Annotated in this window: 12 protein-coding genes; 2 read left to right on the top strand and 10 right to left on the bottom strand. The window is 59.8% G+C overall.

Translation table 11 applies throughout. The features are described 5' to 3' along the window. Positions 1–13: 13 nt before the first annotated feature. From PSH97_RS13185 to PSH97_RS13160, 6 genes are all read right to left on the bottom strand, one after another. Complete coding sequence (locus PSH97_RS13185) at positions 14–1,495, bottom strand: efflux transporter outer membrane subunit (protein WP_305449554.1); 1,482 nt, start codon at positions 1,493–1,495, stop codon at positions 14–16. Continuing rightward, positions 1,492–4,599 carry an efflux RND transporter permease subunit gene (locus PSH97_RS13180; RefSeq protein WP_305449553.1) on the bottom strand — a complete coding sequence of 1,036 codons (3,108 nt, stop codon included), beginning with the start codon at positions 4,597–4,599 and terminating at the stop codon, positions 1,492–1,494. The genes PSH97_RS13185 and PSH97_RS13180 overlap by 4 nt, the downstream gene beginning before the upstream one ends. Next, positions 4,596–7,700 carry an MdtB/MuxB family multidrug efflux RND transporter permease subunit gene (locus PSH97_RS13175; RefSeq protein WP_305449552.1) on the bottom strand — a complete coding sequence of 1,035 codons (3,105 nt, stop codon included), beginning with the start codon at positions 7,698–7,700 and terminating at the stop codon, positions 4,596–4,598. Before PSH97_RS13175 ends, PSH97_RS13180 begins: the two co-directional genes overlap by 4 nt. Next, entirely contained in the window at positions 7,697–9,013 is a 1,317-nt protein-coding gene (locus PSH97_RS13170) for an MdtA/MuxA family multidrug efflux RND transporter periplasmic adaptor subunit (RefSeq protein WP_305449551.1), read from the bottom strand. The genes PSH97_RS13175 and PSH97_RS13170 overlap by 4 nt, the downstream gene beginning before the upstream one ends. A 180-nt stretch (positions 9,014–9,193) precedes the next feature. Continuing rightward, positions 9,194–9,694 carry a thiol peroxidase gene (tpx, locus tag PSH97_RS13165; RefSeq protein ID WP_305449550.1) on the bottom strand — a complete coding sequence of 167 codons (501 nt, stop codon included), beginning with the start codon at positions 9,692–9,694 and terminating at the stop codon, positions 9,194–9,196. 267 nt (positions 9,695–9,961) lie between these two features. After that, positions 9,962–10,405 (bottom strand): SRPBCC family protein, encoded by a 444-nt coding sequence (locus PSH97_RS13160; RefSeq protein WP_305449549.1) that lies wholly within the window; start codon positions 10,403–10,405, stop codon positions 9,962–9,964. 178 nt (positions 10,406–10,583) lie between these two features. Here PSH97_RS13160 and PSH97_RS13155 point away from each other — a divergent pair, with 178 nt between their 5' ends. Continuing rightward, positions 10,584–11,009 carry a YciI family protein gene (locus PSH97_RS13155; RefSeq protein ID WP_305449548.1) on the top strand — a complete coding sequence of 142 codons (426 nt, stop codon included), beginning with the start codon at positions 10,584–10,586 and terminating at the stop codon, positions 11,007–11,009. Between the two features lie 137 nt (positions 11,010–11,146). Here PSH97_RS13155 and PSH97_RS13150 read toward each other — a convergent pair whose 3' ends face one another. The 4 genes from PSH97_RS13150 to PSH97_RS13135 all read right to left on the bottom strand — a co-directional run bounded on the left by PSH97_RS13150 (position 11,147) and on the right by PSH97_RS13135 (position 15,326). Then, on the bottom strand, positions 11,147–11,830 hold the full coding sequence (locus tag PSH97_RS13150; protein WP_305449547.1) for a DUF3313 domain-containing protein: 684 nt from the start codon (positions 11,828–11,830) through the stop codon (positions 11,147–11,149). 228 nt (positions 11,831–12,058) lie between these two features. Beyond that, positions 12,059–13,027, bottom strand: a complete 969-nt coding sequence (locus tag PSH97_RS13145) for a hypothetical protein (RefSeq protein WP_305449546.1) — start codon at positions 13,025–13,027, stop codon at positions 12,059–12,061. A gap of 119 nt (positions 13,028–13,146) precedes the next feature. After that, on the bottom strand, positions 13,147–13,656 hold the full coding sequence (locus PSH97_RS13140; RefSeq protein WP_305449545.1) for a DUF934 domain-containing protein: 510 nt from the start codon (positions 13,654–13,656) through the stop codon (positions 13,147–13,149). Next, positions 13,653–15,326: a nitrite/sulfite reductase gene (locus PSH97_RS13135; protein ID WP_305449544.1), complete on the bottom strand. Its 1,674-nt coding sequence runs from the start codon at positions 15,324–15,326 to the stop codon at positions 13,653–13,655. Before PSH97_RS13135 ends, PSH97_RS13140 begins: the two co-directional genes overlap by 4 nt. An 801-nt stretch (positions 15,327–16,127) precedes the next feature. Between PSH97_RS13135 and PSH97_RS13130 the strand changes: the two genes are divergently transcribed. Then, the gene (locus PSH97_RS13130; RefSeq protein WP_305449543.1) at positions 16,128–16,346 is read left to right on the top strand and encodes a hypothetical protein; all 219 of its coding nucleotides are present in this window, start codon (positions 16,128–16,130) and stop codon (positions 16,344–16,346) included. The last annotated feature ends 99 nt before the right edge of the window (positions 16,347–16,445 follow it).

The raw sequence follows: 16,445 nt of genomic DNA, 5'->3' as shown, positions 1-16,445 counted from the left end.
GAACGATCATGCGCTATTGCTTGTCGCTCACCTGAAGCTGCCCGTCCCACCCGCCGCCCAGCGCGGCAATCAACTGCACGCTGGCGATCAAGCGGCTCTGCAGCAAACTCAGCACGTTGCGCTCGTTGCTCAACGCCGTAGCCTGAACCACCACCACATCCAGATAAGCAATCACCCCGGCCTTGTACTGATTCTGGGTCAAGCGCAGGGACTCGCGTGCCGCATCCAGGGCTTCCTGGCGCACCTTGGCTTCGTCTTCCAGCACCTTGAGCTGCACCAGATAGTTTTCCACTTCACGGAAGCCGTCGAGCACGGTCTGGCGGTACTTGGCGACGGTCTCGTCGTAGGCCGCTTCGCTGCGATCGACTTCCGCCGAGCGCTGCCCACCGTCGAACAGGGTCATGGCCAGTTGCGGGCCTACCGACCAGAAACGGTTCGGCACGCTGATCCAATTGTTTGAGGTGCTGCTGCTATAACCGCCGTTCAGGCTCAGGGTCAGGTCCGGGTAGTAGGCGGCTTTGGCCACGCCGATGTTGGCATTGGCGGCCATTACAGAGCGCTCGGCGGAAGCGATGTCCGGGCGGCGCTCCAGCAACTGCGAAGGCAGGCTCAGCGGCACCTGCGGCAATGCCGGGATGTCTTTGGTTTCAGCCAGGCTGAACTCGGCCGGCGGCAGACCAATCAGTACGGCGATGGCGTTCTCGAACTGCGCGCGCTGCCAGATCAGGTCGACCATTTCCGCCTGGGTGCTTTTGAGCTGAGTAGTGGCCTGGGCCACTGCGTCCTTGCCGGAGACACCGGCGCGGTACTGGTTTTCGGTCATGGTCAGCGAACGCTGATAGGCCTCGACCGTCGCTTCCAGCAGGCGTTTCTGTTCGTCGATCACCCGCAGTTGCAGGTAGTTCTGCACCAGCTCCGATTGCTGGCTCAAGCGCATCGCCGCCAAGTCAGCAAAACTCGCCTCGGCGTTGGCCGTGTCGGCCTCCAGGCCTCGGCGCAATTTGCCCCAGACGTCTGCTTCCCAACTGACTCCGGCCTGCGCCGTATAGGTGTCGCGAATACCACTGGAAGAACTGCTCAGGCTCGAACTGCTGCTACCGGTGCCTTGGCTGGAGCGGGTTTTCCCGACCGTCAGGTCCACGGTCGGGAAAAACGCACCCCGGGCACTGCGTACCAAGGCCTGGGCCTGGCGGTACTGCGCTTCGGACTGGGCGACGGTCTGGTTGGCGCTGTTGAGTTTTTCGATCAAACCATTGAGCTGCTGATCGCCATACAGCTCCCACCAGGCACCGCGCGCCAGAGAGTCGCTGGGGTTGGCCTGGCGCCATCCGGCGGCCTCTTTGTACTGTGCCGGCGCGGCGGCTTGCGGGCGCTGGTAATCCGGGCCGATGGCGCAGGCACTGAGCATCGCCACGCACAGCGACAGGCTCAGCAAACGCGAGCCTCGGGCTGTGATCAGCGATGCAACCAGATTGATAAGCGAACGGTCAGTCATAGCGGAGTTTCCAGAGCAGCATCGGTACGCACCCCACGCCAGCGGTTGAAACGATGGCGCAGATTGTCGAGATAGAGGTAAACCACCGGGGTGGTGTAAAGGGTCAGCACCTGGCTGAAGACCAGCCCGCCGATGATAGTCAGGCCCAGCGGCTGACGCATTTCCGCCCCTTCGGCCCGGCTCAGCAGCAACGGCAAGGCGCCGAGGATCGCCGCCAGGGTGGTCATCAGAATCGGCCGCAGCCGTTGCAGACAGGCACTGCGGATCGACTCCAGCGGCTCCAGGCCCTGGTGCCGCTCCAGTTGCAGCGCCAGATCGATCATCAGAATCGCGTTTTTCTTCACCACACCGATCAATAGGAACAGCCCGAGCAGGGAGATCAGGCTGAACTCGCCGCCCAGCACATAGATCGACAGCAACGCCCCGACCCCGGCGGACGGCAAGGTCGAAAGAATGGTCAGCGGGTGGATGTAGCTTTCATACAGCACGCCCAGCACCAGATACACCGCCACCAGCGCACCGAGAATCATCCACGGCTGGCTCTTCTGGGTGGCGGCGAACGCATCGGCGGTACCGGCCATTTTCGCGATCACGTCTTCCGGCAAACCGACCTTGGCAATCGCCCGCTCGATGGCCGCCGAACCCTGCTCCACCGTCACGCCTTCGGCCATGTCGAAGGCGATGCTTTCTGAAGCGAACTGGCCTTCGTGGCTGACCCGGTCGTCTTCCAGGCTGTTTTCGTAGTGAGCGATGGTCGACAGCGGAATCCGCGCACCGTCGGCCGTGATCACCTTGACCTGATTCAGGGTGATCGGATCCTGGGCGTATTTCGGGTTGACCTCCATCACCACCTGATACTGGTTGAGGCTGTCGTAGATCGTCGAAATCTGCCGCTGGCTGTAGGCGTTGTTCAGCACCGCCGTGACCATGTCCATATCCACGCCCAGACGCTTGGCCTGATCGCGATCGACAATCAGGGTCACTTGCTGGGCGCCACGGCCTTCGCGTGCGTCAATCGCCGTCAATTCCGGCAGCGCCTTGAGGGCGGTGACGACTTTCGGATACCACTCGCGCAACGCGCCAAGATCGCCGCTTTGCAGGATGTAGGAATATTGCGAGGAGGTCTGCTCGCGACCGCCGCCAAATTGCAGGTCCTGATCGGCCATCAGCATCAATTGCGCACCGGGCACCTTGGGCATTTCCTTGCGCAGGCGTTCGATGACTTTCTGCGCGGACAGGTTGCGCTCCTGGATCGGCTTGAGCCGCACCAGCATGAAGGCGTTGTTGGTACCGTTGCTGCCACCGATGAACCCGGCGACGCTTTGCACCGCCTCGTCCTTGAGCACGGCGCGGCGGAAGATTTCCATCTTCGGCTGCATCACGCTGAATGACAGCCCGTCGTCGCCCCGCACGAAACCTATCAACTGGCCGGTGTCCTGCTGAGGCAAAAATGTTTTAGGAACAACGACATAAAGCGCGATGTTCACGCCAATCGTCACGAGCAGGCTGAGCAGGGTCAGCCGACGGTGACGCAGCACCCAGTCGAGGCTGGTGGCGTATTTGCCGACCATCCACTCGTTGGTCCGATGGCTCCAGCGTTGCAGGCGGTTTTCCTGCCCCGGCGTATGCGGCTTGAGCCAGCGGGCGCAGAGCATCGGCGTCAGCGTCAGCGACACCAGCAACGACACCACAATGGCCGCCGCCAGGGTGATGGAAAACTCGCGGAACAGGCTTTCGATGATCCCGCCCATGAACAGGATCGACAGGAACACCGCCACCAGCGAGACGTTCATCGACAGCAGCGTGAAGCCGACTTCCTGGGCCCCGAGGTACGCGGCCTTCATCGGCGGCACGCCCTTGTCGATGTGCCGGGAAATGTTCTCCAGCACCACGATGGCGTCGTCCACCACCAGCCCGGTGGCCAGGATCAGCGCCATCAGCGACAGGTTGTTCAGGGAGAAACCGTAGAGGTACATCACCGCAAACGTGCCCACCAGCGACACCGGCACCGCCAGGGTCGGAATCAGCGAGGCACGGAAATTACCGAGGAACAGGAACACCACCAGAATCACCAGCACCACGGCAATCAGCAGGGTCATTTCCGCCTCGTGCAGGGTGGCCTTGATCACCGGCGAACGGTCCATCGCAAGGTTCAGCTTGACGCTGGCCGGCAGCACGGCCTGCAACGCCGGCAGCTGCGCCTTGATCTCGTTGACCGTCTCGATGATGTTGGCGCCGGCCTGCCGGTTGATCACCAGCAACACCGCCGCGTCGTCGTTGAAGAAGCCGCTGTTGTAACGGTCCTCGACGCCGTCGCTGACCTTGGCCACATCCTTCAGGCGCAGGGCCGCGCCGTCCGCGTAGTGAATGATCAGCGATTCGTAATCCTTGGCCTTTTCCAGTTGATCGTTGGCCTGCACCTGCCACAGCCGCTGGCCATCTTCGACCGAGCCCTTGGGCCGGCGCACGTTGGCGTTGGCGATGGTGTTGCGCACGTCATCCAGCGCCACGCCGTACTGATTGAGCGCCTGGGGTTCGAGTTCGATGCGCACCGCCGGCAACGAGCTGCCGCCGATCTGCACTTCACCCACGCCCTGCACCTGCGACAGGCTCTGGGACAGAATGGTCGAGGCCAAGTCATAGAGCTGGCCTTTTTCCAATACATCCGAGGTCAGCGACAGCACCATGATTGGCGCCTGGGACGGGTTGACCTTCTTGTAGGTGGGCATGCTGCGCATGCCGCTCGGCAGCAGGTTGCGCGAGGCGTTGATCGCCGCCTGCACTTCCCGCGCCGCGCCGTTGATGTCGCGGTCCAGGTCGAACTGCAAAATCACCCGGGTCGAACCCTGGCTGGAACGGCTGCTCATGGTGTTGACCCCGGCGATGGCGCCGAAGGAACGCTCAAGCGGCGTGGCCACGGTCGAGGCCATGACCTCGGGGCTTGCACCGGGCAAACTCGCCTGAACCACAATCACCGGGAAGTCCATTTGCGGCAGCGGCGATACAGGCAACAGGCCGAAGCTCACGCCGCCCAGCAATATGATCGCCAGGCTCAACAGCATCGTTGCGACCGGGCGCTTGATGAAAGGTCCGGACAGGTTCATGGCTGTTCTACCGGTTCCACAGACTCGGACTTACGGCCCCAGCGCCGCCCGAGGCGGTCGAAGTACAAGTAGATGACAGGCGTGGTGAACAGCGTCAGCACCTGACTCACCAGCAAGCCACCGACCATCACCAGACCCAAAGGCTGGCGCAGTTCCGCGCCGGAACCCGTGGCCAGCATCAGCGGCACCGCGCCGAACAGCGCCGCCAGGGTGGTCATCAGAATCGGCCGAAAACGCAGCAGCGCTGCCTGATAGATCGCAGTTTGCGGGTCCATGCCCTGATTGCGTTCAGCCTCGAGGGCGAAGTCGATCATCATGATCGCGTTCTTTTTCACGATACCGATCAGCAGGATGATGCCGATGATCGCGATCATCCCCAGGTCATTGCCGCTCAACAGCAACGCCAGCAAGGCGCCGACCGCCGCCGAGGGCAAGGTCGAGAGGATGGTGATCGGGTGGATGTAACTCTCGTAAAGCACGCCGAGCACGATGTACATGGTCACCACCGCCGCCAGAATCAGCAGCAAGGTGCTCGACAGCGACGCCTGGAACGCTTCGGCCGCGCCCTGGAACTGGGTCTGCACGCCAATCGGCATGCCGATGTCTTTCTGCACCTGATCGATGATCTCGACCGCATGCCCCAGCGCTACGCCGGGCGCCAGGTTGAAGGACATCATCACCGCCGGGAACTGGCCGATGTGGGTGATCGCCAGTTGCGCCTGGCGTTCCTCGACATGCGCCAGGCTGGACAGGCGCACCTGACCGCCATCGGTGGTCTTGACGTGAATCTGGTTCAGCGCATCCGGGCCAATCTTCTCGCCGGACTGCGATTGCAGCACCACGCGGTATTGGCTGGCCTGGGTGTAAATGGTGGAAATCTGCCGCTGACCGAAGGCGTCGTACAGCGCATCGGTGATGTTCGATACCGATACGCCGACCCGCGACGCCGCATCGCGGTCGATCACCAGATACACCTGCAAGCCCTTATCCTGGAGATCGCTGGCGACGTCGGTGAGCTCCGGCCGTTGCGCCAACGCTTCCACCAAACGCCCGCTCCACAGGCTGAGCAACTCGGAATCCGGCGACGACATGCTGAACTGGTACTGCGTACGGCTGACCCGGTCCTCGATGGTCAGGTCCTGCACCGGCTGCATGAACAGGCGAATGCCGATCAGCTTGTCCAGCTCCGGTTGCAGGCGCGCGATCACTTCGGTGGCACTCAGGTCGCGATGGCTATGGGATTTGAGGTTGATCAGCAACCGACCGCTGTTCAGCGTCGAGTTGTCGCCGTCGACCCCGATATAGGACGACAGGCTCTCGACCGCCGGATCGGCCAGGATCACCTTGGCCAGTTCCTGCTGGCGCTCGCTCATCGCCGCGAAGGAAATCGACTGCGGCGCCTCGGAAATCCCCTGGATCACGCCGGTGTCCTGCACCGGGAAGAAGCCCTTGGGCACCACCATGTACAGGAACACCGTTAGCGCCAAGGTGCCGATGGCCACCATCAAGGTCAGCGGTTGATGCTTGAGCACCCACTGTAATTTGCGCCCGTAAGCCGCGATCATCCAATCAATTGCGGCGCCACTGGAGCGGTAGAAACGGCCCTGTTCTGCTTCCTTGGGTTCACGTTTGAGCAGCCGCGCGCACATCATTGGCGTCAGGGTCAGGGAGACGACAAGGGAAATCAGGATCGCCACCGCCAGGGTGATCGCGAACTCGCGAAACAAGCGCCCCACCACGTCGGCCATGAACAGCAGCGGAATCAGTACCGCAATCAGAGACAGCGTCAGGGAAATCAGGGTGAAGCCAATCTGCTTGGCGCCCTTGAGCGCCGCTTGCAGCGGGCTGTCGCCCTCTTCGATATATCGGGAAATGTTCTCCAGCATGACGATCGCATCGTCCACCACAAAACCGGTGGCGATGGTCAGCGCCATCAGGGTCAGGTTGTTGACCGAAAAGCCCGCGAGGTACATCACGCCGAAGGTGCCAATCAACGACAGCGGCACGGCCACCGACGGAATGATCGTGGCACTGGCCCGCCGCAGGAACAGGAACGTAACCATCACCACCAGCGCGATGGCGATCAGCAGTTCGTGTTGCACGTCGGTGACCGAGGCGCGGATGGTCTGGGTGCGGTCGGTGAGCACCGTGACGTCGAGGCCGGCCGGCAGGTTGTCGGTGATGCTCGGCAGCAAGGCCTTGATCCGGTCGACCACTTCGATGACGTTGGCGCCGGGCTGGCGCTGGATGTTCAGCAGCACCGCCTGATTTTCATTGGCCCACGCCGCCAGACGTTCGTTCTCGGCGCCATCGACGATTTCCGCCACATCCTTGAGCCGCAACGGCGCGCCGTTACTGTAGGCGAGGATCAGGTTGGCGTAGTCCTTGGGCGAAGTCAGCTGGTCGTTGGCGTCGAGCATCGACACCCGGGTCGGGCCGTCGAAGTTGCCCTTGGGCTGGTTAACGTTGGAAGCGCCGATCAAGGTGCGCACGTCCGACAGGTTCAAGCCATTGGCCGCCAGGGCCTCGGGGTTGACCTTGATGCGCACTGCCTGACGTTGGCCGCCGGCAATGCTGACCATGCCGACGCCGCTGATCTGGGCAATTTTCTGTGCCATGCGGGTGTCGACCAAGTCATTGAGCTTGGGCAACAGCATGGTTTTCGAGGTGATGGCCAGCGTCAGCACCGGGGTGTCCGCCGGGTTGACCTTGTTGTACACCGGTGGCGCCGGCAAGTCCTTGGGCAGCAAATTGGTCGCGGCGTTGATCGCGGCCTGAACCTGCTGCTCGGCGACGTCCATGTTGATGTCCAGGCTGAACCGCAGGGTCAGCACCGAGGCGCCGCCAGAACTGGTGGACGCCATCTGGGTCAGGCCAGGCATCTGCCCGAACTGACGCTCCAGCGGCGCGGTCACGGCGCTGGTCATGACATCCGGGCTGGCGCCAGGATAGAGCGTCATCACACGAATGGTCGGGTAGTCGACCTGGGGCAATGCCGACACCGGCAGCAGCCGATAAGCGATCACGCCGGCCAGAATAATCGCCAGCATGCTCAGGGTCGTGGCGACCGGGCGAAGGATGAACAGCCGCGAGATGTTCATGCGCCGCCCTTTTTCGCCTTGTCGGTGGCCGTCGCCTCAGGTGCAGTGGCGGCCGACTTGCCTTGCAGGTGTTCGGTCGGGGTGGTCGGTACATCCTTGCTGTCGTTGACGACCTCCACTTCGCTGCCTTCCTTCAGGCGGTCGGTGCCTTCCAGAACCACCCGATCGCCAGCAGCCAGGCCTTCGGTGATCACCGTGTTGTCACCGTCACTGGCGCCGACTTTCAACTGACGGATGGTGACCTTCTTGTCGCCGTCCATGGCATAGACGAACGTGCCGTTGGTGCCGAACTGGATCGCCGCCGAAGGCACAAGCACCACGCCTTTGAGGGTGTCGGCCAGCAGGTGGACGTTGACGAACTGGTTGGGGAACAGCGCTTGATCGCGGTTCTCGTAGCGGGCCTTGAATTTCAGGGTGCCGGTGGTGACGTCGATCTGGTTGTCCAGGCTCTGCAACACGCCAGTGGCCTGCAATTTGGTATCGCCACGGTCCCAGGCTTCGGCGGGCAGTTTGGCGCCGGTGCGATAGCGGGCCAGCACGGTGTCCAGGTTGTTTTCCGGCAAGGTGAACGCCACGCTGATCGGTTGAGTCTGGGTGATGATCACCAGCGCCGTGGTGTCGTTCGCCGCGACGAGGTTGCCGACGTCCAGCTGACGCAGGCCCACGCGCCCGGCGATCGGCGCGCGGATTTTGGTGAATTCCAGATTGAGCTTGGCGTCGTTGACCGCCGCCTGATTGGTCTTGACCGTGCCCAGGTACTGGCCGACCAGTGCTTCGGCGGTGTCCAGGGTTTGTTTGGCGATACTGTCTTCGCGGTACAACCCGCGATAGCGCTCGACATCGACCTGAGCATTCTTCAGTTGTGCCTGATTCTGCAGCAAGGTGCCTTCGGCCTGGAGCAAGGCATTCTGGTAAGGACGCGGGTCGATCTCGGCCAGCAGGTCGCCCGCCTTGACCATTTGCCCTTCTTCGAACGAAATCTTTATCAACTCACCGCCAACGCGGCTACGCACATTGATGGTGTTCAGCGCTGTGACCGTACCCAGCGCCTTGTAATACAGCGGGAAATCGCCTTTGACCGCTGGCGCCACGCGCACCGGTACCGGCCCGGATGCCCCACCAAACCCCGGACGCATCCCCCCCGACCGGCCGGTGTGCCCGGCAACGGCTTTCTGCCCTGCGCCCTCCTTCGGGCTGCTGCCTGCGGGCCAGAACTTCCAGCACAGGCCAGCGATGACCAACAGGACAAGCAGGCCGAACAGCCAGCGACGAGGATTGCGGGAAGCGGAGGATTGCATGGAATGATCAACCATTGGGCGCGTGAAGCTTCTTTCTACAGGAGGCTGAACGATAAGCACTGGCGGGTATTAAGCAAAGCGCCTTTACCGGCAATTTACCTTTGGCTTACGTAACAGGAGATTTATCTAAGACACTGAAGCACAAATGAAAACGGCCTGGACAGGGCCAGGCCGTTAACAATTGTAATGTTTTACTTATTTCAGAACGGCAAGTGCCGCTTCGTAGTTCGGTTCTTCAGCGATTTCCTTGACCAGTTCGCTGTGCAGGACCTTGTCGTTTTCGTCCAGAACCACGACGGCACGGGCGGTCAGGCCTTTGAGCGGGCCATCGGCAATCGCCACGCCGTAGTTCTCGATGAACTCGGCACCGCGCAGGGTCGACAGGTTCTGGACGTTTTCCAGGCCTTCGGCGCCGCAGAAACGAGCCTGGGCGAACGGCAGGTCAGCGGAGATGCACAGCACCACGGTGTTGGCGATGTCATTGGCCTGGGCGTTGAACTTGCGCACGGAGGTAGCGCAGGTCGGGGTGTCGATACTTGGGAAGATGTTCAGCACTTTGCGCTTGCCGGCGAAGTTCGCCAGGGTCACGTCGGACAGATTGCCGGCAACCAGGGAAAAGGCTGGCGCCTGGGAACCGGCTTGTGGCAATTGGCCGTTGACTTGAACCGGGTTGCCTTTAAGAGTGACTTGAGCCATGAACGGAGTCCTTCTGAACGTTGATGTAGAGAATTTTGACGAGGCCGAAGTTAACCACGAAATGGTCTGGCGACCTATGCCCAGATACAAATTGTGATTTGTCGTCGCACAAAACTGGATACACGCGTTTCAACAAAACTTACTAACACTGCATAACCCTGTGGGAGCGGGCTTGCCCGCGAAGGGAACACCGTGGTGTAACTGGCTGACCGCGTTATCGTTCTTCGCGGGCAAGCCCGCTCCCACAGGATTGGAATGCACTGCGCACTATCCAAGCAAGCGCAACATATTGCGGTGCCGCGCTTCGAAAATCCGCTGCATGTAGGCATTGACCACCAGCCACTCCAACGGCGCGCCCTCCATGGCCGCATAGGTCACACGGTCGGTATACAGCGTACCGCCCTCACCCGCTGCCACCCGATGTTCATGACGAAAGGCAGCCATTGGCCCCTTGAGCATTTCATCGATGAAATGGTGCTCGCCCACCTCGCGGATGACCACCGTCCAGTTCGACGGGATGAAGTTGAACATCCAGTGCCGAAAGCGAAACTGTCGACCGGCTTCGATGCGCAGGTTGGTCAGGTCGATATCACCCAGAGGCGTGAACCGTTCCGGGAAGATCTTCGGAAAATTGCCCCCTTCCAGGCAGAAGTCGAGCACTTGCTCGGGGGTGCGGTTGGGGATCAGGGTGGTGAGTTCCAGAACAGGCATGAATGATGGCATCCCATCGGCCAGGGGAATCGCAGACTACCATCACGCTAAAATCCAACCTATCCCGGGTACGGGGTATCAGAAGGCTTGTAGCGATTTTCCTTTGGCCGCGTTGTCGATTTTGCCCATGGCCATTCGACTAGACAGCGAATCTCTCAAATCCAGCGGAGACAAGACCATGCGATTCATGATCATTGTGAAAGCCAGCCCGGATTCCGAGGCCGGTGTGATGCCCAGCGAAGAGCTGATGACCGCGATGGGCAATTTCAACGAGGAACTGGCCAAGGCCGGCATCCTCATCGATTGCGATGGACTGCAGCCCAGCAGCAAAGGCGCCCGTGTGCGTTTCTCGGGTGACCAGCGCACGGTGATCGACGGCCCGTTCGCCGCAACCAAAGAGCTGATCGCCGGCTATTGGCTGTGGCAGGTGAAGTCGAAAGAGGAAGCGATCGAGTGGGTCAAGCGCTGCCCCAACCCGATGCCGGGGACAGAGGCCGAGATCGAGATTCGCCAGGTGTACGAGGCCGAAGACTTCGGTGCCGAGTTCACACCGCAGTTGCGCGAGCAGGAAGAACGAGTGCGTGCGCAGGCGAAGAAGAACTGAAGCTGTGTACCGGGAGACCGATGTCGCGAACAGGCTCACTCCCACATTTGATCGCTGGTGTTCACGAATAGTGTGCTCACAGCAGATCCACTGTAGGAGCGAGCCTGCTCGCGATATAGGCCCTCAGCCTCGCCGCATTACTTGGACTTGGACTTGGACTTGAGTTTCAGATACGACTGATGCATATCCGACGCCCAGCCATCGATCACGTTTTTCACGTCATCGGCCTTCATCACCTGATCTGCGCTTTCCAGCGGTTTGCCAATGCCCTTGCGCACCACTTGGGCCACGACTTTGTTGTTGCCGCCATCGAGAAACACCGCTTCGGTGGCCAGATTGGTTTCCTGGTCGCGAATGCCGCTGGCTGTACTGACTGCCGCCGCCACCAGGGCAATCGGGATCACTTCATAAGGCTGGAGGCCTTCGGTCTTGCTGGTGACAGAGGTGATCGCAGCACGCACCACCATCACGCCAGGGCCGGGGCCGCTGGCCAATGGCAGGGATTTACCCACCTCGCGTTTGAGCGCCTGATCGTAGTAGCTGGTGATGCCGTTCAGCGTGGCCTGAGGGATTTTCACCGTCGGTTGCGGTTTGGGATAGAGCTGAGTCGGCTCGATGTAGACACTGGTGAACTTGTTGACGTCGAGCTTGGGGTCCATCCAGCGCATGACCACGGCGCCCGATGGCGACTTGGCTTCCTTGAGCTGACTGTAGTCCTTGAGAAAGCCGGAATACTGGTCCGGCTCGACGACTTTGCTCGAGCAGCCCACCACCCCGATCGAGGCGATGCACAGTGTGCTCATCAGTAACGCAAGCTTCATGCTGTAACTCCTGTCAGAAGGCCGGGCAACAATATTGCGTAGGGGAATTACAGGTATAGCCAATGCCCGACACTTTGTTATCAAAAAGCACAATATTCATCTATTGCTGAAGTGATCGCGGCAATATTCAAAGGCCCCTTCGCGGGCAAGCTTCGCTCCTACAGGTCCGGGTTGCACGAAGACATCAGCTCAAACAACACAAAACCTCATCGGAAAAAACCTGATCAATCACCACGAAGATCCGCTTTTCGCCGCCAGCTCCCGCCGACTATTGGCCCGCATCGCCTTGATCAACGACACCGTGCCCACCAGGATAATTACCGCGGCGAACAGGAAGTCGATGGTGTACAGCTGGAAGTCATTGAACGGCCCCACCAGAAACACCCGGATCGCACCAATACTGACCAGCGTCGCGAGAAAATCGATGCCCGGCTCATCGCGATAAAACACGTGCAGCAGCGGCAGGCACATCACCAGCAACAACAGCAGCACAATCACCTTGAACGAGCCCTTGCGCTCGACGCTGAATGCGCATTCGTTGGCGCCGTAGGGCTTGTAGTCTTCCTCGCGAATCAACGAGTTTTTCTCGTTGATGTACTCCACACGGTTGTACTTCCGGGTCGGCGTAAAGGTGTTTGACATGTCCATGCTGGTGGTGACGTTCTTGAAGCGCAGATCGATGCGCTCGTTACCCTTGAGGTAGTACAGCACCGGTTTGTAGCCGTAGCGATAGGTGTCGAACGGACAGTCCGTCGACCGCCCCTGGACCCCGATGGGCCTGGACTCAAGTTCCGCGTAGGCACTTTTGTTGGTCGAAGACAGATTGCGGCTCAGGGGCTTGATCTTGACCTGCTCCATGAGAATCGGCGCAATGCCGTAGGACCACTGCATGGGCTCCATGCGCAGCCGCAGTTCGTTGCGGCCCAGGTCATAACGATCAAAGGTTCGCTCGGAGACGATCACCGCGCCCGAGAGCATGAACTCGCCATGAACGTTGTTGGTGATGTGCAGCGACAGTCGGTCCTTGCCCGAATCGGTGGCATCGCTGGCCGGCGGCGTGCCGCACCAGGCGTAGCTGCTGAACGTCTCCCCGAGCTGGCCGTTACGGTTCTCTTTGAACACATAAAAGTAACTGCCCCACAGGGCCGCCATCAGCAGCAACGCGAAAAGCCCTAAAATCTTCTTGCCCACGCCCAAACCAGACTCCTTTCCTTGCTGACTCCTTTGAGGCGCGGACTCTACCAAAATGCCATCATTGGCCCAAGCAAAAATACCAGACAAGGAAGATCCTTGTAGGATCGCCGCACCGCTCGCTCCTACGGGTTCTGTGGGCCGCGCCGCCGAAACAACGGCCGCGGCTCAATCACCGAGCGCCCATAAAGCACACTCATCCCCGCCAATCCCTTCAGCGCATCTTCGGCGGATTTGTCTTCGCGCACGGCAAAACTGTCGAAACCGCATTGGCGCATGTGGCTGAGTTGATCGCGCAGTACATCGCCAATCGCGCGTAATTCGCCTTGCCAACCGAAACGCGTACGCAACAGATAGGCCTGGCTATAGGCGCGTCCGTCGCGAAAACTCGGGAAGTCCAGGGCAATCAGCGGCAGGTCGGGAAACCACGGCGTCAGGTTTGTCACTTCGTCGTTGGGACCCAGCCAGACGCCTTCGAGCGCTGATCTCCTGTCGGCATTCAGGGCCAGCCACTGGGGTAACGGCAGTATCAGCGGTCCGGCCGGCAACTCATCCGTTGCTTCACGAATCAATTGCCACGGGTCGTCGCGCACCCACTCGGCGCCGCCGTCTTGCAAACGAATCAGATTGTTCATGCCGACACCTCCAGCATTTTCGCGTACACCCGCTCCTTGAACGGCTCCAGACCGATGCGCGCCAAGGTATCGACGAACAACTCATCGCTCTCCCGGTAGCGAACGAACGTGCCAATGATCCGCTCAATGACATCGGGCACTTCGGCGGCACTGAACGACGGGCCGATGACCTTACCCAACGCACTGTTCTTGCCCTGGGCACCGCCGAGGGTGATCTGGTACCACTCGCTGCCGTTCTTATCGACCCCAAGAATGCCGATGTTGCCGATGTGGTGGTGGCCGCAGGCGTTCATACAGCCCGAAATGTTCAGGCTGATATCGCCCAGGTCATGCAGATAATCCAGATCCTCGAAACGTGCCTGAATCGCCTGCGCGATGGGGATTGATTTGGCGTTGGCCAACGCACAAAAATCGCCGCCGGGGCAGGCGATGATGTCGGTCAGCAAGCCGATGTTGGCGCATCCCAGGCCTTGCTCGCTGGCCAGGCACCACAGTGGGTAAAGGTCGGCCTTGGGCACGTCCGGCAAAACGATGTTCTGTTCATGGGCGATGCGGATTTCGCCGAAACCGAACTGCTCGGACCACTGGGCCACCGCTTCCATTTGCTCGGTCGTGACATCCCCCGGCGGCGAGGCGATGCCCGGTTTGGTCGACAGCACCACGCTGGCGTAACCCGGCACCTTGTGCGGCTGAACGTTGCGCGTCACCCAACGGGCGAATGCCGGGTTCTCGGCCAGGCGTGTGCCGAAGTCCAGATCAGTGCCGGCCAGTGAACGGTAATCGGGCGGCACGAAGGCACTGGCGACACGCTCATATTCGACGTCGGTCAACTGCGCCGGACCGTCCTTGAGGTACTCCCACTCCTCTTCCACTTCCTTGGCGAACGCTTCGATACCTAAAGCCTTGACCAGAATCTTGATCCGCGCCTTGTACTTGTTATCGCGCCGCCCGTGACGGTTATAAACCCGCAACACTGCCTCGACATAGGACAGCAGGTGCTGCCACGGCAAGCCTTCGCGAATCTGCAAACCGAGGATCGGCGTGCGACCTAACCCGCCGCCAACAATCACCCGCAAGAGCATTTGCCCGCGGTCATCGCGATAAAGATAGAGGCCGATGTCATGCATCATGATCGCCGCGCGGTCCTGCTTCGCCGAGCAGATGGCGATCTTGAACTTGCGCGGCAGAAACAGGAATTCCGGATTGATGGTCGACCATTGCCGCAGGATTTCTGCCAGCGGGCGCGGGTCCATCAACTCGTCCGCCGCGACGCCGGCAAAGGCTTCAGTGGTGATGTTGCGCACGCAGTTGCCGGAGGTCTGGATCGCGTGCATTTCCACCTGGGCCAGGCGTTCGAGGATGTCCGGCACCTGAGCCAGTTCGATCCAGTTGAACTGCATGTTCTGCCGGGTGGTGAAGTGGCCGTAGCCACGATCGTAGTCCCGCGCAATGCTCGCCAGAATGCGCATTTGCTTCGCGCTCAGCGTGCCATAGGGAATCGCCACGCGCAGCATGTAGGCATGCTTTTGCATGTACAGGCCGTTCTGCAGACGTAGCGGCAGGAACTCTTCTTCGCTCAATTCCCCGGCCATGAAACGTTCGACCTGATCGCGAAACTGCGCAACACGCTCGAACACCAGGGCCCGGTCATAGTCGTCGTACTGATACATGTGGCTGCCACCTCATCAGGAATTTTGCACAGAACCTGTGGGAGCGGGCTTGCCCGCGAAGACGGCGGCACAGTCAATATGGACTTTGACTGACACAACGCTTTCGCGGGCAAGCCCGCTCCCACAGGAAATTGCGGTGTATCGAACTCTGCGGCTCGTTTTCGAGGTGGCGACTATGCACCTGCAGCGCAGCACATTACAGATTCAGCTAAACACTAAAAAACCGTATCAGGCCGCGGCCTATGACCGCTGGCTTGCATCGCATCTGATCCGCATAAACTCGGTATTTCTGAGTCTGTTTTGCTTACGACAGGGTTTCTACAGTTCAGGGGTTAGGATGACTGTCAAGACCCTATGCATGCTAACTAGCCCGTTGACTTGGAGTACTTGCATGAATAACGTGTTCCTGACCAGATATATGTGCGTGGTCTGAATTAACTCCAACACTACAAAATAATCCGTGTCGCCTATAAAAGGGCATTAACGAACTGAATTGCCCCTGATTATGTAGACACAACTGAATGACAGCTTTGGGTCGATTGTGTTGAAAAAGTCGGCTTCAGTTTCCGCGACAGAAAAGTACGCGTCTGAGATTGAAATCCGAGTTTTGCGCAGAAGGGTTCAGGGCTCAGATTTTACGTAGCAACGCGCTGAAAGCGCGTTTTCACCGCTTAATACATGGGTAGCCAGGCCGGGTCGACTTTTTCAACAGAATCGGTCGAAAGCTGTGGTCCTGGAAGTTAGCTTTCGGCCCAATGTAAATTGGCGGAGCAGCATCAGATCTTACGTTTGACCTCCTGCATGAACTCGATCCAGTCAGCATACTGGAAAATTGCCGCGATTCTTGAAATCAATCCGGTCAACGTAAGACAGTATTTGAGCAAGCTGTATGGAAAATTTGGGGTTATCGACCTCTATGGCCTGCAAGGACTGTTTGCCAAAACCGGTCAAGTATTTGGCGTACTATCATCCTCCAAGAGGGATGCATTAGCGGAGCGCCCAATCAATATAAATTCATGAATAGCGCGAATCAGAATGGATGCCTCGTCACCTTTCCTGACAAAGCCCACCATGTCTGTATTCCCCTGCAAATTCGCAGATAACTCCGCGGAAAATACG

It is taken from the genome of Pseudomonas cucumis (genome assembly GCF_030687935.1).
GTDB classification, from domain to species: domain Bacteria; phylum Pseudomonadota; class Gammaproteobacteria; order Pseudomonadales; family Pseudomonadaceae; genus Aquipseudomonas; species Aquipseudomonas cucumis.
This window is presented reverse-complemented; position numbering and strand designations above follow the sequence as displayed.